General features: G+C 65.2%; 18 protein-coding genes. 6 read left to right on the top strand and 12 right to left on the bottom strand.

Going from position 1 to position 16,059, the window contains the following annotated elements; all coding sequences use genetic code 11:
• Positions 1 to 5: 5 nt before the first annotated feature.
• The 5 genes from pstB to thyX form a co-directional block, all read right to left on the bottom strand.
• A complete protein-coding gene (pstB, locus tag QMZ16_RS03770; RefSeq protein ID WP_028725673.1) occupies positions 6 to 803 on the bottom strand; it encodes a phosphate ABC transporter ATP-binding protein PstB in 798 nt (265 codons plus the stop codon).
• A 21-nt stretch (positions 804 to 824) separates the two neighbouring features.
• Positions 825 to 2,165 carry a phosphate ABC transporter permease PstA gene (gene pstA / locus QMZ16_RS03775; protein WP_282602234.1) on the bottom strand — a complete coding sequence of 447 codons (1,341 nt, stop codon included), beginning with the start codon at positions 2,163 to 2,165 and terminating at the stop codon, positions 825 to 827.
• A gap of 11 nt (positions 2,166 to 2,176) precedes the next feature.
• Complete coding sequence (pstC, locus tag QMZ16_RS03780; RefSeq protein ID WP_282602191.1) at positions 2,177 to 3,382, bottom strand: phosphate ABC transporter permease subunit PstC; 1,206 nt, start codon at positions 3,380 to 3,382, stop codon at positions 2,177 to 2,179.
• Positions 3,383 to 3,457: 75 nt separating this feature from the next.
• Entirely contained in the window at positions 3,458 to 4,486 is a 1,029-nt protein-coding gene (locus QMZ16_RS03785; RefSeq protein WP_022706855.1) for a substrate-binding domain-containing protein, read from the bottom strand.
• 174 nt (positions 4,487 to 4,660) lie between these two features.
• Positions 4,661 to 5,566 carry an FAD-dependent thymidylate synthase gene (gene thyX, locus QMZ16_RS03790; RefSeq protein WP_282602192.1) on the bottom strand — a complete coding sequence of 302 codons (906 nt, stop codon included), beginning with the start codon at positions 5,564 to 5,566 and terminating at the stop codon, positions 4,661 to 4,663.
• A gap of 115 nt (positions 5,567 to 5,681) precedes the next feature.
• On the opposite strand from thyX, the gene QMZ16_RS03795 reads away from it, so the two are divergent.
• Positions 5,682 to 6,110 carry a VOC family protein gene (locus QMZ16_RS03795; protein ID WP_282602193.1) on the top strand — a complete coding sequence of 143 codons (429 nt, stop codon included), beginning with the start codon at positions 5,682 to 5,684 and terminating at the stop codon, positions 6,108 to 6,110.
• Positions 6,111 to 6,146: 36 nt separating this feature from the next.
• Here QMZ16_RS03795 and QMZ16_RS03800 read toward each other — a convergent pair whose 3' ends face one another.
• The 3 genes from QMZ16_RS03800 to QMZ16_RS03810 all read right to left on the bottom strand — a co-directional run bounded on the left by QMZ16_RS03800 (position 6,147) and on the right by QMZ16_RS03810 (position 7,416).
• On the bottom strand, positions 6,147 to 6,629 hold the full coding sequence (locus QMZ16_RS03800; protein WP_051142305.1) for a winged helix DNA-binding protein: 483 nt from the start codon (positions 6,627 to 6,629) through the stop codon (positions 6,147 to 6,149).
• Positions 6,630 to 6,770: 141 nt separating this feature from the next.
• On the bottom strand, positions 6,771 to 7,079 hold the full coding sequence (locus QMZ16_RS03805) for a succinate dehydrogenase assembly factor 2 (RefSeq protein ID WP_282602194.1): 309 nt from the start codon (positions 7,077 to 7,079) through the stop codon (positions 6,771 to 6,773).
• Complete coding sequence (locus QMZ16_RS03810) at positions 7,072 to 7,416, bottom strand: helix-turn-helix transcriptional regulator (RefSeq protein ID WP_022706860.1); 345 nt, start codon at positions 7,414 to 7,416, stop codon at positions 7,072 to 7,074. The genes QMZ16_RS03805 and QMZ16_RS03810 overlap by 8 nt, the downstream gene beginning before the upstream one ends.
• Positions 7,417 to 7,497: 81 nt before the next feature.
• On the opposite strand from QMZ16_RS03810, the gene QMZ16_RS03815 reads away from it, so the two are divergent.
• Positions 7,498 to 8,709, top strand: coding sequence for a pyridoxal phosphate-dependent aminotransferase (locus tag QMZ16_RS03815; RefSeq protein WP_282602195.1), 1,212 nt, complete (start codon positions 7,498 to 7,500; stop codon positions 8,707 to 8,709).
• A gap of 38 nt (positions 8,710 to 8,747) precedes the next feature.
• Complete coding sequence (locus QMZ16_RS03820; protein ID WP_282602196.1) at positions 8,748 to 9,077, top strand: host attachment protein; 330 nt, start codon at positions 8,748 to 8,750, stop codon at positions 9,075 to 9,077.
• A gap of 88 nt (positions 9,078 to 9,165) precedes the next feature.
• Here QMZ16_RS03820 and QMZ16_RS03825 read toward each other — a convergent pair whose 3' ends face one another.
• On the bottom strand, positions 9,166 to 9,948 hold the full coding sequence (locus QMZ16_RS03825) for a 3-hydroxybutyrate dehydrogenase (protein ID WP_282602197.1): 783 nt from the start codon (positions 9,946 to 9,948) through the stop codon (positions 9,166 to 9,168).
• A 334-nt stretch (positions 9,949 to 10,282) separates the two neighbouring features.
• On the opposite strand from QMZ16_RS03825, the gene QMZ16_RS03830 reads away from it, so the two are divergent.
• Both QMZ16_RS03830 and QMZ16_RS03835 read left to right on the top strand, forming a co-directional pair.
• Positions 10,283 to 12,055, top strand: coding sequence for an extracellular solute-binding protein (locus QMZ16_RS03830; protein ID WP_282602198.1), 1,773 nt, complete (start codon positions 10,283 to 10,285; stop codon positions 12,053 to 12,055).
• Between the two features lie 136 nt (positions 12,056 to 12,191).
• Entirely contained in the window at positions 12,192 to 12,527 is a 336-nt protein-coding gene (locus QMZ16_RS03835) for a hypothetical protein (RefSeq protein WP_022706866.1), read from the top strand.
• A 39-nt stretch (positions 12,528 to 12,566) separates the two neighbouring features.
• Here QMZ16_RS03835 and QMZ16_RS03840 read toward each other — a convergent pair whose 3' ends face one another.
• Positions 12,567 to 13,730, bottom strand: a complete 1,164-nt coding sequence (locus tag QMZ16_RS03840) for a BCCT family transporter (RefSeq protein WP_282602199.1) — start codon at positions 13,728 to 13,730, stop codon at positions 12,567 to 12,569.
• A 244-nt stretch (positions 13,731 to 13,974) separates the two neighbouring features.
• Between QMZ16_RS03840 and QMZ16_RS03845 the strand changes: the two genes are divergently transcribed.
• Positions 13,975 to 14,862 carry a cation diffusion facilitator family transporter gene (locus QMZ16_RS03845; RefSeq protein ID WP_282602200.1) on the top strand — a complete coding sequence of 296 codons (888 nt, stop codon included), beginning with the start codon at positions 13,975 to 13,977 and terminating at the stop codon, positions 14,860 to 14,862.
• On the opposite strand, the gene xth is transcribed toward QMZ16_RS03845, so the two are convergent.
• The gene (gene xth / locus QMZ16_RS03850; protein WP_282602201.1) at positions 14,859 to 15,644 is read right to left on the bottom strand and encodes an exodeoxyribonuclease III; all 786 of its coding nucleotides are present in this window, start codon (positions 15,642 to 15,644) and stop codon (positions 14,859 to 14,861) included. The genes QMZ16_RS03845 and xth overlap by 4 nt on opposite strands.
• 56 nt (positions 15,645 to 15,700) lie before the next feature.
• Positions 15,701 to 16,024: an iron-sulfur cluster assembly accessory protein gene (locus tag QMZ16_RS03855; RefSeq protein ID WP_022706870.1), complete on the bottom strand. Its 324-nt coding sequence runs from the start codon at positions 16,022 to 16,024 to the stop codon at positions 15,701 to 15,703.
• Between the last annotated feature and the right edge of the window lie 35 nt (positions 16,025 to 16,059).

The following is a 16,059-nucleotide window of genomic DNA, read 5'->3' on the forward strand; positions in this document are numbered from 1 at the left end:
CGCGCTCAGCCGATACGGCCCGAGATGTAGGCCTCGGTCCGGCTGTCCTGCGGCTTCGTGAAGATGTCGTCGGTGTCGCCGTATTCCACCAGGTTGCCCAGGTGGAAGAAGGCGGTCTTCTGGCTGACCCGTGCGGCCTGCTGCATCGAGTGCGTGACGATCACGACCGAGAATTCCTGGCGCAGCTGCTCGATCAGTTCCTCGACCTGGCCGGTCGCGATGGGGTCCAGCGCGCTGCAGGGCTCGTCCATCAGCAGCACTTCGGGGCTGGTGGCGACGGCGCGCGCGATGCACAGGCGCTGCTGCTGGCCGCCCGACAGGCCGGTGCCCGGTTCCTGCAGGCGGTCCTTGACCTCGTTCCACAGGGCCGCGCCGCGCAGCGAACGCTCGACGATCTCGTCCAGCTCGGCGCGGTTGCGCGACAGGCCGTGGATGCGCGGGCCATAGGCCACGTTGTCATAGATCGACTTCGGGAAGGGGTTCGGCTTCTGGAACACCATGCCCACGCGGGCGCGCAGCTGCACCGGGTCCACGCGCTTGTCGTAGATATCCTCGCCGTCCAGCCGGATCTCGCCCTGGATGCGGGCGATGGGGATGGTGTCGTTCATGCGATTGATGCAGCGCAGGAAGGTCGACTTGCCGCAGCCCGAGGGCCCGATGAAGGCCGTGACGGTCTTGTCCAGGATGTCGACGTCGACATCCTTGATGGCATGCTTGTCGCCATAGAACACCTGCACCTTACGTGCCGAGATCTTGATGTCGTCCTGGCCCACGGCGTTCTCCATTCGATTAGTATCGTACATTGTTGTTCCCTTTCGGCCGGATCACCAGCGGCGCTCGAAGCGGCGGCGCAGGACGATTGCAAGCACGTTCATGCACAGCAAGAAGGCCAGCAGCACGATGATGGCGCCCGACGCGCGTTCGATGAAGGCGGGGTCGGCGCGCTGCGTCCAGTTGTAGACCTGCACCGGCAGCGCGGATGCGGGGTCGAACAGGCCCTCGGGCGGGGCAGCGGGGAATTCGCGGACGAAGGCGACCATGCCGATCAGCAGCAGCGGCGCGGTTTCGCCCAGTGCCTGCGCAAGGCCGATGATCGTGCCCGTCAGGATGCCCGGCATGGCCAGCGGCAGGACGTGGTGGAAGACCGACTGCATCTTCGATGCGCCGACCCCCAGTGCCGCGTCGCGGATCGAGGGCGGGACCGCCTTCAGCGCCGCGCGGGTCGAGATGATGATCGTCGGCAGCGTCATCAGGGTCAGCACCAGGCCGCCCACGATGGGCGCCGATTGCGGCAGGCCCGCGAAGTTGATGAAGGCCGCAAGGCCCAGGATGCCGAAGACGATCGACGGCACCGCCGCCAGGTTCGAGATGTTCACCTCGATGACGTCGGTCCAGCGGTTCTTGGGCGCGAATTCCTCGAGATAGATCGAGGCGGCGACCCCGATGGGCACGGCCAGGAACAGCACCACCAGCATCATGTAGAGCGAGCCGAGGATCGCGACGCCGACGCCCGCGGCCTCGGGGCGCTGGTCGGACGCGTCGGGATTGGTCACGAAGTCCCAGTTGAAGCGCGTCACCAGCATGCCGCGCTCCTTCAGCGCCTCGGCCAGCATCAGCTGCTGGGGCGAGGTGTTGCCGTCGGCCTCGGCGCTTTCCATCGTGACGCGGCCCTTGAAGTAGCCGTCCACGCGGCCGTTCACCAGCACGTTCGTCTCGACCGTCGTGCCCAGCAGCTCGGGATCGGCCAGCACGCGGTCGCGCAGCTGGGCGGATGCCTCCTTCGAGATGAGGCCCCCGATATCCTTGTCGCTCAGGCCCTCGATCTCGATCCCGCCATCGGCGACGGCGGTATCGACGGCTGCGTCCAGGACGCGGCCATAGGACAGGGTCAGCACCTTCGACATCTCGGCCGGGTCGCGGTTCCCCTTGGGGTCCAGCACCTCTGCATCCAGCGCGACGGGGATCGACAGATAGGTCTGGCGGAACGCCCCCGCCCCGCCCCCGATGATCGAGCTGAGCAGCACGACAAGCGCCACCAGCGCGATGCCGATCGCGGCGGCACCATAGCTGCGGAAGCGCTTCTCGGCGGCGTTGCGTTTCCTGGTCCGCGCATCCGCGACCAGCAGGGACGATTTCTTCGCGTCACGCGACGCGTCGGCGGGCATCGGAAGATCGGTCATTCGTACTGCTCGCGGTATTTGCGCACGATATAGAGCGCGACGATGTTCAGGGCGAGGGTGATGACGAACAGCGTCAGACCCAGGGCGAAGGCGACCAGCGTCTCGGGCGCCGAGAAGTCGTTGTCGCCGGTCAGCTGGCTGACGATCTTGACGGTGATCGTCGTCATGGCCTCGAAGGGGTTGAGGCTCATCCTGGCGGCGGCTCCGGCACCCAGCACCACGATCATCGTCTCACCGATGGCGCGGCTGGCGGCCAGCAGGACGGCGCCGACGATGCCCGGAAGGGCCGCGGGCAGGACGACCTGCTTGATCGTCTCGGACGGGGTGGACCCGAGGCCCAGCGCACCGTCACGCAGCGACTGCGGCACTGCGTTGATGATGTCGTCCGAAAGAGAGCTGACGAAGGGGATCAGCATGATCCCCATGACCAGGCCCGCCGTCAGCACCGAGGCGCCCGACTGGCCCAGGCCCAGCGGCTGCGCGAAGTAGTCGCGCAGCATCGGACCGACGGTGATCAGCGCGAACAGGCCATAGACGATGGTCGGGATGCCGGCCAGCACCTCGATCGCGGGCTTGGCGATGCCGCGCACGCGCTTGCTTGCATATTCGGACATGTAGATCGCGGCGAACATCCCGATGGGCACCGCGACCAGCAGGGCGATGAAGCTGATATACAGCGTGCCCCACAGCAGGGGCAGGATCCCCAGGTCCGAGTTGCCCTGGAAGCGCGGTGTCCAGTTGGTGCCGAAGAAGAACTCGGTCCAGCTGTATTTCTGGAAGAAGTGGCCGGTCTCGAAGACCAGCGACAGGACGATGCCCGCGGTGGTCAGGATGGCGATGGTGGAACACAGGATCAGCACGCCCATCACGATCCGCTCAACCGTGTCGCGTGCCTTGTATTCGACGCCGATGCGGGTCAGCCCCCAGACGAAGCCGATGATCCCGGCGGCGACGGCAAGCAGGCCGACGAAGGCGCCGGACTGTTCGCCCAGGATGCCCGTCATGCGCAGGAAGGATGCGATGACGATGACGGCAACGGGGGGCGCCAGCGTCGTCAGGGCCACGCTGTAGCCGTGATAGGTGGGTCGGCTGTGCAGGCGGCGGATATCGGGGCCGGCAGCGGCAAAAGCCCGGCCTCGCGCGGCGAAATAGCCGGCGATGGCCAGGATCAGGCTGGCGATGAAAGCCCAGGACAACGGCATAAGGCGTTTCCTTGCGTCAAGGCATGGAGGGAAGGTCGGTATGGCGGCGCGACAGGTGCCGAGCCGCCGGGTCGTTTACTGCATGGCTTCCTGGTTGGCCACGGCTTCCTGAGTCGCGGCCAGTTCCGGATCCGAGACCAGGCCGTACTGGGCCAGCGGGCCGTCGGGGCCTGCCAGTTCATCGGCGACGAAGAAGGATGCGTATTCCTCGAGGCCGGGGATCACGCCGATATGCGCCTTCTTGACGTAGAAGAACAGCGGACGCGAGACCGGGTACTCGCCCGAGGCGATGCTTTCGGTCGAGGGGGTGACGCCCGACATGGTGCCGACGCGCAGCTTGTCCATGTTGTTCTCGTAGAAGGACAGGCCGAAGACGCCGATGCCGTTCGGCGCGCTCTCGATGCGCGACAGGGTCTCGGTATAGTCGCCGTCGATATCGACCGACTTGCCGTCGGTGCGCAGGGTCATGCAGGCCTCTTCCGCCGCATCCTCGTCGCCCATCTCGGCCATGAAGACCTCCATGGCGCCCGATTCCTCGCAGCCGGCCAGGATGACCTTCTCCTCGAAGACTTCGCGGGTGCCGTGCTTGGTGCCCGGAACGAAGGCCAGGATCTCCTGCTCGGGCAGGTCGGCGTTCACTTCGTTCCAGTTGGTCGCGGTGTTGTCGACGATGGCGCCGTCCTTGACGACCTTGGCGGCCAGGGCGTTGAACCAGTCGGCCGGGGTATAGGCGAATTCCGGACCTTCCGAGGCGTTGGCGAAGACGATGCCGTCATAGCCGATGCGGACCTCGATGATCTCCTCGACGCCGTTGGCGGCACAGGCTTCGATCTCGCTGTCCTTGATCTGGCGCGAGGCGTTGGCGACGTCGATGGTGTTCTCGCCCACGCCTTCGCAGAACTTCTTCAGGCCGGCCGACGAGCCGCCCGATTCCACGACCGGCGTCGGATAGTCGGTGTTCTCGCCGAAGGCTTCGGCGACGATGGTTGCGTAGGGCAGCACGGTCGAGGAACCGGCGACCTGGATCTGGTCGCGTGCCGCAGCGGCCGAAGCCGACAGTGCGATGGCCGAAAGGGCGGTAGCGGTAAGGCCGAAGGTTTTCACTTGCTGTCTCCGTTGCAGGAAGAGTTTTGCATGGGGCATGCCCTAGCCCCCGAATGTGACGCCTATGTATGAGATTTGTAACAGCAAGGTGACAAAGCAGGCCCGGCTGCGCAAGGGCGCCATGAAAAAGCCCCGCCGGATGGCGGGGCCTGTACGAAAGGACAGGTCGTCCCCTCAGCCCCACTCGGCCGTGAACTCGCGCCATTCGCGCGCGCCCATGCCGGATTGCTCCTGGGTCACCGTCTCGCCGGCAAGGCGGCGCTTCAGGACGGCGGCGGCCTGCGCGGACAGGCTGACTGCATCCATGCGGTAATCGCGGAAGGCGTTGAAGGCCGCGGGCACCCAGTCGGCGACGATGTCGCACATCTTCTCGGCATAGACGCGGATCTCGTACTGGGCGTGGCTGTCGGCACGCAGGCGCAGGAAATGCAGCAGGTTGTGCAGGTCCGTCTTCCAGTACCACTGGGTATAGATGTTGGCGGGCAGGTTCATCCGCGCCAGTTCGCGCGCAAGCCCCTGCTGGCCGTCATTGCTGAGCATGCTCTCGTAGTGGTCGTAGGACCGCATCGCGTCGTCGCGCAGCAGATCCAGCACGCGCTGCGCCTCGTCGCCCTGAAGGATATCGCCACGGCCCTGGTTGTTCTGGCTGGACTGTGCAGCCAGCTGATCGGGCGCGGGGATATAGAATTCGCGGTCGAGGATCGAATAGCGCGCGGAATATTCGTTCACGTTCGCCATGCGGTGGCGGATCCACTGGCGGGCCACGAAAACCGGCAGCTTGACGTGGAACTTCACCTCGCACATCTCGAACGGGGTCGAATGCCAGTGCCGCATCAGATAGCGGATCAGCCCCTCGTCGTTCTGGACCGATTTCGTGCCGCGACCATAGCTGACGCGCGCCGCCTGGCAGATCGCGGAATCGTCGCCCATGTAGTCGATGACGCGGACCAGCCCGTGATCCAGCACCTGATGCGCGACATAGAGGTGCTTTTCCATGCCGGGAACAGTGGCACGCAGCGTCTGTTGCGGGGCTTCGCGCAGGGCGTCGATCTCGGCCTGCTGTTCCGGGGTCAGGGGCATGGCGGTCCTTTCTGGCTTCGTGTCCGTCATTTGACGCATCGGGGGCCGGATCGCAAGCTTGCCGACCGTGGCGCGTCGTGACACCTTGCCCGCGACCGGAACCAAGGAGATGACGATGGACATCCGCTATCTGCACACGATGGTGCGCGTGAAGGACCTGGAGAAGACGATGGCGTTCTTCAGCCTTCTGGGCCTCGAGGAAACCCGCCGCATCGACAACGAGAAGGGCCGTTTCTCGCTGGTCTTCATGGCCCCTCCGGGCCAGCCGGAATGCCCGGTCGAACTGACTTGGAACTGGGACGGCGACGAGGGGCTTCCCTCGGACAGCCGCCATTTCGGCCATCTCGCCTATCGCGTCGGCAACATCTACGAGATGTGCCAGAAGCTGATGGATGCGGGCGTGACCATCAACCGCCCACCGCGCGACGGGCACATGGCCTTCGTGCGCAGCCCCGACAACATCTCGATCGAGATCCTGCAGGAGGGCGACAACCTGCCCCCGCAAGAGCCGTGGGCAAGCATGGAGAATACCGGCCACTGGTAATCCCGACCGCGCCGTCCGCCCCGAAGGCGGGCGGCGTCAATAGATATAGCGGATCTGCTCGGTCCAGAAGCGTTCGATCCGGCGGGATTGCATGTTCACCTGGTCCAGGGGCGGATCCTCGAGGACGCCCGACATGGCAAGGCCCTCGGCATGGCGCAGGAACATCGCGTGGACGGTGTTGCGAACCTCCTGCCCCTCGTCCGTCAGGCGCACGCGGACCGAGCGGCGGTCCATGTCGCAGCGCTCGTGATGGACATAGCCCATCGCGACCAGCTTCTTCAGGTTGTAGCTGACATTGGACCCCTGGTACATCCCGCGAGAGCGCAGCTCGCCCGCGGTCACCTCGGCGCTGCCCAGGTTGTACAGGATCATCGCCTGCACCGGCGTCAGGTCGGCCCGTCGCAGACGCTCGAACTCGTCCTTGATCAGATCCAGCATCAGCCGATGCATCCTTTCTAGGATCTGGAGGGATTCGAGATAGGCCTCGGTCATTTCCGAGATGCCGGCGGCCTCGGCCATGCTGGCCGCCGACGGAAGCGGGTCACGATGTGCGGATGCAAGCATTGGATCTGGTCGTCCTGTCCTGTGCGTCATGCCTCATGACTGACACAGGAAAGACAACCGACGGTTAACGCCGCAGCCTTTTCCGCACCCTTGCGATCATTTTCCCGCCGTGAAGCGCGCGGCGGCGTGATCCGCGATCATCTCGAGCATGGGCGCCAGGAAATCGGGGGCGCCGCGATCGACCGGGCTTTCGGTCTTGATGCGCGCGGTGACCCACAGGTACAGGTCCTGGTCGTTCTCGCCCAGCATGCGTTCGTACAGGTCCAGCTGTTCGTCGGTCAGACGGCCCAGCCCGTCATCGGCGAAATGGCCCAGGATCAGGTCCATCTCCTTCATGCCCCGCCGCCAGCTGCGCATGTGCAGCCGCTTCAGCCGGTATTCGCGCGGCTCGGATGTGTCAGACATTGCCAAGGGCCTCCTGCAAGCGTTCAACGCGGGCGCTGGCATCAGCAAGGATGCGGCGCAGCTCTGTCAGCTCGGCCCGGAGGGCCGCGCCCGCGGCGGTGTCCTTGGGGCCTGTCCCCTCGCCCGTCAACAGCCAAACAAGCGAGACGCCCGTCAGCGTGGCGATACGTCCCATCAGGCTGGCGGTCGGTTCGGCCTGATCGACCTCCCATCCCTCCAGCGTGTCGGCCAGGATGCCCAGCTCCTCTGCCAGCTGGGCGACGCCCAGTCCCGCCCCTTCGCGTGCGGCGGTCAGTCGGTCGCCCAAGGTGGCGACCTGATCGGCATAGCTGTCCATGAACGGGATCCCTGCTTGTGGCATGTCGCGGGGCAGCGTAAGCCAGTCCGGCCCGCAGTTCAAACCGACGAGACAGCGACCATGGCCCTCATCTCCGACCGGCTTGCCCGGATCAAGCCCTCGCCCACCATCGCGATGACCACCCGCGCCGCGGAACTTCGCGCGGAAGGCCGCGACATCATCGGACTGTCGGCAGGCGAGCCCGATTTCGACACGCCCGAAAACGTGCGCGAGGCCGGCAAGCAGGCGATCGACCGCGGCCTGACGCGATACACCGCCGTCGATGGCACGCCCTCGCTGAAGCGCGCGATCGCGGACAAGTTCGCCCGCGAGAACGGCCTCGACTATACCCCGGCCGAGATCACCGTCGGCACCGGCGGCAAGCAGATCCTGTTCAACGCGCTGATGGCCACGCTGGACGATGGCGACGAGGTGGTCATCCCCGCGCCCTACTGGGTCAGCTATCCCGACATGGTGCTGCTGGCGGGCGGCAAGCCGGTCGTCGTGCCCTGCACCATCGAGGCGGGCTTCCGCCTGACCCCCGAGGCGCTGGAGGCCGCGATCACGCCGCGCACCAAGTGGCTGATCCTGAACTCGCCCTCGAACCCGTCGGGGGCCGGATACGACCGCGCGCAGATGAAGGCGCTGACCGAGGTGCTGCTGCGCCACCCCCATGTCTGGGTGCTGACCGACGACATCTACGAACACCTGGTCTTCGACGGTTTCGAGTTCTGCACCCCCGCGCAGGTCGAACCCGCGCTGAAGGACCGCGTGCTGACCATGAACGGCGTCAGCAAGGCCTATGCCATGACCGGCTGGCGCATCGGCTACGGGGCCGCGCCGCGCCCGCTGATCGCCGCGATGGCCAAGCTGCAGTCGCAATCGACCTCGAACCCCAGCTCGATCAGTCAGTTCGCCGCCGAGGCCGCGCTGAACGGGCCGCAGGATTACATCCGCGACAGCCGCGCGGTGTTCCAGCGCCGTCGCGACCTTGTCGTGGCCGGGCTGAACGAATGTCCCGGCATCGAATGCCCGACGCCACAGGGGGCGTTCTACGTCTATCCGTCCATCGCGGGTCTGATCGGGGCGACCAGCGCCGCCGGAACCCGCATCGACGACGACGAGGCATTCGCCAACGCGCTTCTGGACGAGGAAGGCGTGGCCGTGGTCTTCGGCGCGGCTTTCGGTCTGTCACCGCATTTCCGCATCAGCTATGCCACCTCGGACGAACAGCTGACCGAGGCGGTCGCGCGGATCCGCCGCTTCTGCGAGGGGTGCAACTTCGGCGGATAAACATGCGTTAAGTCTCCAAGCCATTATTGGAGACACACATGCTGCCACATGACGCCATCGTGGTCGTCGCCGACGGCCGCTCTGCCACGCTGTTCCGTAACGTGTCGCGTTACGGGCTGCTTCTCGAACCCTCCGAGAGCCTCGACCCTGCCGAAGGCAGCGCCGCGCATTTCCCCGAGGCGCTTGCCAACCACCTGAACGCGCTGGCCTGCCAGCAGCGCTTCGACGACATCGCGATCATCGCGGACCCCGACACGCTGCGGACCCTGCGGCGGCATTACCACAAGGAATTGCAGTTCCGCCTGCGCAAGGAGGTCGCGCAGGCGATCGCGCCGCAGCCCGAGGCCGCGGCATCCGCGCTTCACTGAAGCTGCGCCAGCACGGCCATCAGCAGGACGCCCCCCAAGGGGACGCCCAGGAACCAGAACAGCAGTTCCCTCATGCCGCGCGGCACCCTCACAGCGCGGTCCAGCCGCCGTCCACGCTGATCGTGGTGCCCGTGATCTGGGCGGCCGCGTCGCTGCACAGGAATACCGCCGTATCGCCCAGCTGGTCGGTCGTGGCGAATTCCTTCGAGGGCTGGCGTTCGAGGATGACCTTCTCGATCACCTCGTCGCGATCCATCCCGTATTTCTGCATCGTGTCGGGGATCTGCGCCTCGACCAACGGCGTGTGGACATAGCCGGGGCAAATCGCGTTCGCGGTGATCGGATCGCGCGCCGTTTCCAGCCCCGTCACCTTGGTCAGCCCGACGATGCCGTGCTTGGCCGCGACATAGGCGGACTTGTAGGGGCTGGCGGTCAGGCCATGCGCCGAGGCGATGTTGATGACGCGGCCCCAGCCCGCCTCGCGCATCATCGGCAGCGCGGCGGCAATGGTGTGGAAGGCCGAGCTGAGATTGATCGCCATGATCGCGTCCCATTTCTCGGTCGGGAAATCGGGAATGGCTGCGACATGCTGGATGCCCGCGTTGTTCACGATGATGTCGCAGCGGCCCGCCTTCTCGACCAGGGCGCGGCATTCGTCCGCCTTGGACATGTCGGCCTTGATATAGCGCGCCTCGACGCCGTGCTCGGCGGCCAGCTTGGCTGCCAGCTCGTGATCCTCGTCGCGGTCGGTGAAGCTGTTCAGGACCACGTTCGCCCCTGCCCGCGCAAGGCGGCTGGCCACGCCCAGCCCGATCCCGGAGTTGGAGCCGGTGATGACGGCGGTCTTGCCGACCAGAAACTTCTCGAACACGGGGAAACCTCCTGCTTTGACCGGGCGGACGCGCCCTTCGCACTCGCAGCATGAGAAAAAAAAAGCGCCCGCACAAGGCGGGCGCAAGTCATGAGGCAGGTTTCATACAGGCAAGAAACCTATCGAGCAGTGGGTTATTTATACGCGAGGAACCGCCCGAGTCCAACACCGAACTTCCGGGTTTGGTTGACGCACCCCCGCCAAGCCTGTTGATAATGTTGCCAAACAAGAAGGCTCGGGGCGGCAGGCAATGCGAATCTACGAAATCCTTAACAAATCTGCGTCAGCGCGGGTCTGTGCCGCCTTGGGCGCCCTTGCGTGCGGTGTTGCAGCAATGCCGCTGACAACCCTTGCCGATCCCGCGCATGGCATTGCAATCTATGGAGAACCGGCACTGGAACCCGGTTTCGCGCATTTGCCCTATGCCGACCCCGAAGCGCCACAGGGCGGCACGATTCGGCTGGCCGAGCCGGGGGGCTTCGACAGCCTGAAACCCTGGATCCTCAAGGGCAATCCCGCATGGGGCGTGGGCGTTCACGTGACCGAAGCCCTGATGATGCGGTCGATCGACGAGCCCTTCACGCTGTACGGCCTGCTGGCCGAAAGCGTGGACGTGGCCCCCGACCGCTCTTGGGTCGAATTCACGCTGCGCCCCGAGGCCCGATTCTCGGATGGCAGCCCCGTCACGCTGGACGACGTGATCTGGAGCTACGAGACCTTGGGTACGCAGGGGCACCCGCGATACCTGGGCGCCTGGTCCAAGGTCGAGACGCTGGAGAAGACCGGCCCCCGCAGCATCCGCTTCACCTTCAACGAGATCGACCGCGAACTGCCCTTGCTGATGGGCATGCGCCCCATCCTGAAGAAATCCCAGTGGGAGGGGCAGGATTTCACCCAGTCCAGCCTGGAGCCCCCCATCGGCAGCGGCCCCTATGTCATCGAGGCCGTCGATCCGGGCCGCTCGATCACCTTCCGCAGGAACCCCGATTACTGGGGCGCCGATCTGCCGCTGAATGCGGGGCTCTATAATTTCGACGCGATCCGTTACGACTATTTCGCGGATGGCAATGCGATGTTCGAGGCGTTCAAGGCCGGCGAGGTCGATGTCTGGCGCGAGCTTTCGGCCCAGAAATGGCAGACCGAGTTCGATTTTCCCGCTGTCCAGCGCGGCGACGTGACCCTGTCCGAGATCCCGCAGGAACGCCCCTCGGGGATCGTCGGGCTGGTGATGAATACCCGCAACCCGATCTTCGACGACTGGCGCGTGCGGCAGGCCATGATCGAGATGTTCAACTTCCGCTTCATCAACCGGGTGCTGAACGGCGGAAACGATCCGCGGATCACGTCCTATTTCTCGAACAGCTACCTGTCGATGGATGAGGGACCCGCGACCGGGCGCGAGGCCGAACTGCTGGCCCCCCATGCCGACACCCTGCCCCCCGGCACCATCGAGGGTTACGGCCTGCCCGAAGGCGCGGAACGCGCGATGGACCGCCCCGCCATCCGCCGCGCAATGAAGCTGATGGAGGATGCGGGCTGGACCGTGCAGGACGGTCGCATGGCCGATGCGGACGGTCGCCCCTTCGAATTCGAGATCCTGCTGAACCAGAACGGCAGCGCGATGCGCAGCGGCTCCGAGGTCCTGCAGATGGTCAACATCTTCGTCGAGGCGCTGCGCCCCCTGGGCATCCGCCCCAACGTGACCATGCTGGATTCCGCGCAATTCGTGCAGCGGACCAACAACTATGCCTTCGACATGACCTGGTACGAACGCGGCCTGTCGCTGTCGCCCGGCAATGAACAGCGGCTCTATTGGGGGGCGTCGGGCGTGTCCGATCCGGGCAGCCGCAACTGGATGGGGATGGACAGCCCCGCCGCCGAGGCCGCGATCGACGCGATGGCCGCCGCCGAGGATCGCGACGACTACATCGCCGCCGTCCGCGCACTGGATCGTGTGCTGACGGCCGGGCGCTATGTCATACCTGTGAACTATTCCCCCGTTTCGCGTCTGGCCCATGCCGCGCGGCTTGAATACCCTGATTACATACCGGTTTACGGGGATTGGCCCGGCTTCATGCCGGATGTTTGGTGGCAGGAGGCGAACTGATGCGGATCTTGTGTGTTACGATTCTGGCCTGCGCGACGCTGGCCGGCTGCAACACCGTCGCAGGTGTCGGCGAGGATATCACCGGGGTTGCCCGCTGGACCCAGGGCAGCCTTCCCGCAGGAGGGAGTTACTACTGATGAAGTGGCACCACGTCCAAGAGAACTGGAGCGCCTTCTACGAGGCGATCACCGACAAGTGGCCCGAGGTCGACGAAGCCGACCTGGACGAGATCGACGGCGACCAGCGCGCCTTCGTCGAATACCTGACCGAAGTCACCGGCCAGGAACCCGAGGAAGTGCGCGAGGAGATGCGCGAATGGCTGCGCGGAGAGATCCCGTCGGACATCGTCATGGATCCCGTGCATGACAACCAGTCCATCCGGCTCAGCTCCAAATACGTCAACGAGGGCGAGGACGAGTTTGCCGACGATGCCCGCTTCGGCGACGATGGCGACAACGCCGAGGATGGCTGAAACGAAAGACGCCGCCCTATCGGGCGGCGTCTTCAGTTTTCAGGCCCGAAGCGCGGGCTCTGCGGACAAGCCCTTCAGCTTGCCCATCTTCATGATCAGCATCACGTAGATGACGCCATAGAGGCCCGCGACCGTCAGACCCACCCAGTGGATCTCGAACGGGGTGAACATGTAGGCGGCGACCAGGCCCAGCTGCATCGCGAAATGCAGCGGATAGTAGCGGCGATCGCCCAGGTTCTCTCGCGACCAGCCGAGATTGGCCGAATAGAGACGGATCAGGCTGTCGAGCGAGTTGATCACGAAGACCACGCCCACGCCGATCATGAACCAGTTCAGCCAGCCGGGGATCGCGATCGAACCCTGATGATAGACGAACAGCACGCAGAACCACAGCCCCAGGGGCACCGCCGGCAGGAAGACCATCGCCAGCGCCAGCTGCCAGGTGTTCAGCCCGCCCACGAAGCGCGCCACGAACTGGCCGATCATGATCGACCACGCGAACCACCAGAACAGGTAGAACTCGTGATAATCGTTGATGGGCGTCGAGAAGCGCGGCAGGTGGCGGAAGTAATCCATCAGCAGGCCGACATTGCCCACGAAATCGGACATGCCCACGCGGCTGTAGACGAAGGCGATCATGGCAAGCGCGGTGAAGGCCAGCGTGCCGAAGCCGTAGCTCGAGATGATGGCGAGCCATTTCATCACATTCATGTTGCCGCTGGAGATGACGGCAGCGCCGATCACCACCACGACCAGTACCCAGATCGCCGTCTGCGACATCTCGGGGGCATAGCCCGGCAGGCTGGTCATGAACAGGTAGCAGGTGAACGAGCAGGTCGCGATGACGGTCAGGTTGTAGACCCATTTCACCAGCGGGATCTCGAACAGCTTCAGCTTGGGCTCGATGGCCACGAAATAGAAGGTGGCGACGAAATACATCAGCCAGACCAGCGGTCCCCACATGCCGAACTCGACGGCAAGGGCGTTGGTGAAGGCGAAGGCGCCGTCTTCCTCGTAGACGGGGAATTCGCTCAGCGGCAGCATCACGAGGCCCATGTCCAGGCCGGCGGTGAACAGCAGCGCGATCAGCGTGAACAGGCCGACGGGCGATTCGCCACGCATCGGCAGGCGCGGCCAGCGGACAAGCACGAACACCGCGCAGGCAAGAACGCTTAGATATGCGACGGTTATGATCGGCGTCATATACGATCCTTGTTTTCGCAATCGAATGATCTTCTGGGTGACCGGCCCGAACAAGCGCAGCGGCAGTGCTGGACTGCCGCCGCCAAGTCGTCACCGGCGCGGCATACGGGTGCCGCTTATTTGTTTGATGGGCTAAGAATGATGGATATTGATTGCTTAGTCAATCAAAAACATCGGAAGGGTTGAGCCGCCCCTCCGCATCTGTCAAAGGGCAGCCTTGATCATGGCGGAACGGGGGTCCCGCATGTCCACGGTTATGAAACTTGCGACGAGCAGCATCCTGCTGGGCCTGCTGGTCCTGGCGCTCAAGACGCTGGCATGGCGGCTGACGGGGTCGGTCGCGCTGATGTCGGACGCGCTGGAAAGCATCGTGAACGTGGCGACCGCCGTGGCGGCGCTGGTGGCGATCCGCGTGGCGCAGCGCCCGGCGGATGACGGCCACCCCTATGGCCACCACAAGGCCGAGTTCTTCTCGGCCGTGCTGGAAGGCGTGCTGATCATCGTCGCGGCCCTGGTGATCCTGCACGAGGCATGGGAGGCGTTCCGCGCCCCCCGCATGATCGAGGCCCCCGCAGCGGGTCTTGCGATCAACGCCGTCGCGGGCGCACTGAACGCGATCTGGTGCCGGGTACTGCTGGTGCAGGGGCGCAGGTTGCGATCGCCCGCGCTGGTCGCCGACGGGCGGCACCTGCTGTCGGATGTCGTCTCATCCGCCGGGGTGCTGCTGGGCGTGGCGCTGGCCCATGCCACGGGCTGGGCGGTGCTGGACCCGCTGCTGGCGATGCTGGTGGGGCTGAACATCCTGTGGTCGGGCTGGCGCGTCATGGCCGCATCCATCGGCGGCCTGATGGACGAGGCCGTCCCCGACGAGACGCTGCAGGCGATCCGCGACATCATCTCGGACAAGGCCACCGGCGCGATCGAGGCGCACGACCTGCGCACGCGCCATGCAGGCGCGGTGACCTTCATCGACTTCCACCTGGTGATCGACGGGCAGACCAGCGTGGCCGATGCCCATGCGATCTGCGACCGGATCGAGGGGTCACTGAAGGCGCTGCTGCCCGATGCGCAGATCACCATCCATGTCGAGCCCGAACACAAGGCCAAGCATTCGGGCGTCCTCGTCCTCTAGTCCCGCAGGCGGACCCAGACCGGGACGTGATCGCTCGGCTTCTCGCCCGCGCGGGCATCGCGATCGACGCCCGTCTCGACCATCAGGTCGGCGGCCTGCGGCGACAGCAGCAGGTGGTCGATGCGGATGCCGTCATCCTTGTTCCACGCCCCCGCCTGGTAATCCCAGAAGGTGAAGGGCCCGCGCGTCGCGTGCGGGTCGCGGATGCGCACCGCATCGGTCCAGCCCTGGTTCACGATCCGGCGGAAGGCCGCGCGGCTTTCGGGGCGGAACAGTGCGTCCTCGGTCCATTTCTGCGGGTTGGCCGCGTCGCGCGGTTCGGGGATGATGTTGTAATCGCCCAGCATGATCACGGGCATCTCGGATGCCAGCAGCTCCGCGGCGCGCAGGCGCAGCCGTTCCATCCATGCCAGCTTGTAGTCGTATTTCGGACCCGGCGCGGGGTTGCCGTTCGGCAGGTACAGACCCGCGATGCGCACCGCGTGATCGCCGATGACCGTCGCCTCGATATAGCGGGCCTGCTCGTCCTCGTCGTCGCCGGGCAGGCCGCGGGTCACGTCCTCCAGCGGCAGCTTCGACAGGATCGCGACGCCGTTGAAGCTCTTCTGGCCATGCGTCTCGACCCGCCAGCCCATGTCCTCGAAATGCTCGCGCGGAAAGTTCTCGTCCACGGACTTGATTTCCTGCAGGACGACCAGATCGGCATCGGTCGAGGCCAGCCAGTCGCCGAGCGCCTGGATGCGTGCCTTGACGCCGTTGATGTTGAAGCTTGCGATTTTCATGGGCGGCATCTTTAGCGCCGCCCCCGGATTTGGCAACCGCCCCGGATGGGGCAGCCCTACATCGAGAAGGACGTGCCGCAGCCGCAGCTGCTGGTGGCGTTCGGATTCTCGATCACGAAGCGCGCGCCGATCAGTTCGTCCGTGAAATCGATCACGGCATTGGCCAGGAACGGCAGCGACACAGGATCGACCACGACCCGCTGGCCGCCCTTTTCCAGGACCAGGTCGTCATCCTCGGGCTTGTCCAGCCGGATGTCGTACTGGAAGCCGGAACATCCCCCGCCGGACACGGCGACGCGCAGCGCCACGGGGTCCTTTCCCGCGTTGATTTCGGCCAGCCTGTCATAGGCCCGCTCGGTGACTTTGGGTGGCAAGTTCATGGGTCGTTCCCGTTTTCGTCCGACACCGGGAAATA

The organism is Paracoccus sp. PARArs4 (assembly GCF_947311865.1).
Taxonomy (GTDB): Bacteria; Pseudomonadota; Alphaproteobacteria; order Rhodobacterales; family Rhodobacteraceae; genus Paracoccus; species Paracoccus zeaxanthinifaciens.

What these genes read in the sequence shown, in the direction of transcription:
- pstB (WP_028725673.1), bottom strand. Translation starts at nt 803, where the DNA reads ATGTACGATACTAATCGAATGGAGAACGCCGTGGGCCAGGACGACATC.
- pstA (WP_282602234.1), bottom strand. Translation starts at nt 2,165, where the DNA reads ATGCCCGCCGACGCGTCGCGTGACGCGAAGAAATCGTCCCTGCTGGTC.
- pstC (WP_282602191.1), bottom strand. Translation starts at nt 3,382, where the DNA reads ATGCCGTTGTCCTGGGCTTTCATCGCCAGCCTGATCCTGGCCATCGCC.
- thyX (WP_282602192.1), bottom strand. Translation starts at nt 5,566, where the DNA reads ATGCCCCTGACCCCGGAACAGCAGGCCGAGATCGACGCCCTGCGCGAA.
- QMZ16_RS03795 (WP_282602193.1), top strand. Translation starts at nt 5,682, where the DNA reads ATGGACATCCGCTATCTGCACACGATGGTGCGCGTGAAGGACCTGGAG.
- QMZ16_RS03800 (WP_051142305.1), bottom strand. Translation starts at nt 6,629, where the DNA reads ATGGCCGAGGCCGCCGGCATCTCGGAAATGACCGAGGCCTATCTCGAA.
- QMZ16_RS03805 (WP_282602194.1), bottom strand. Translation starts at nt 7,079, where the DNA reads ATGTCTGACACATCCGAGCCGCGCGAATACCGGCTGAAGCGGCTGCAC.
- QMZ16_RS03810 (WP_022706860.1), bottom strand. Translation starts at nt 7,416, where the DNA reads ATGGACAGCTATGCCGATCAGGTCGCCACCTTGGGCGACCGACTGACC.
- QMZ16_RS03815 (WP_282602195.1), top strand. Translation starts at nt 7,498, where the DNA reads ATGGCCCTCATCTCCGACCGGCTTGCCCGGATCAAGCCCTCGCCCACC.
- QMZ16_RS03820 (WP_282602196.1), top strand. Translation starts at nt 8,748, where the DNA reads ATGCTGCCACATGACGCCATCGTGGTCGTCGCCGACGGCCGCTCTGCC.
- QMZ16_RS03830 (WP_282602198.1), top strand. Translation starts at nt 10,283, where the DNA reads ATGCCGCTGACAACCCTTGCCGATCCCGCGCATGGCATTGCAATCTAT.
- QMZ16_RS03835 (WP_022706866.1), top strand. Translation starts at nt 12,192, where the DNA reads ATGAAGTGGCACCACGTCCAAGAGAACTGGAGCGCCTTCTACGAGGCG.
- QMZ16_RS03840 (WP_282602199.1), bottom strand. Translation starts at nt 13,730, where the DNA reads ATGACGCCGATCATAACCGTCGCATATCTAAGCGTTCTTGCCTGCGCG.
- QMZ16_RS03845 (WP_282602200.1), top strand. Translation starts at nt 13,975, where the DNA reads ATGTCCACGGTTATGAAACTTGCGACGAGCAGCATCCTGCTGGGCCTG.
- xth (WP_282602201.1), bottom strand. Translation starts at nt 15,644, where the DNA reads ATGAAAATCGCAAGCTTCAACATCAACGGCGTCAAGGCACGCATCCAG.
- QMZ16_RS03855 (WP_022706870.1), bottom strand. Translation starts at nt 16,024, where the DNA reads ATGAACTTGCCACCCAAAGTCACCGAGCGGGCCTATGACAGGCTGGCC.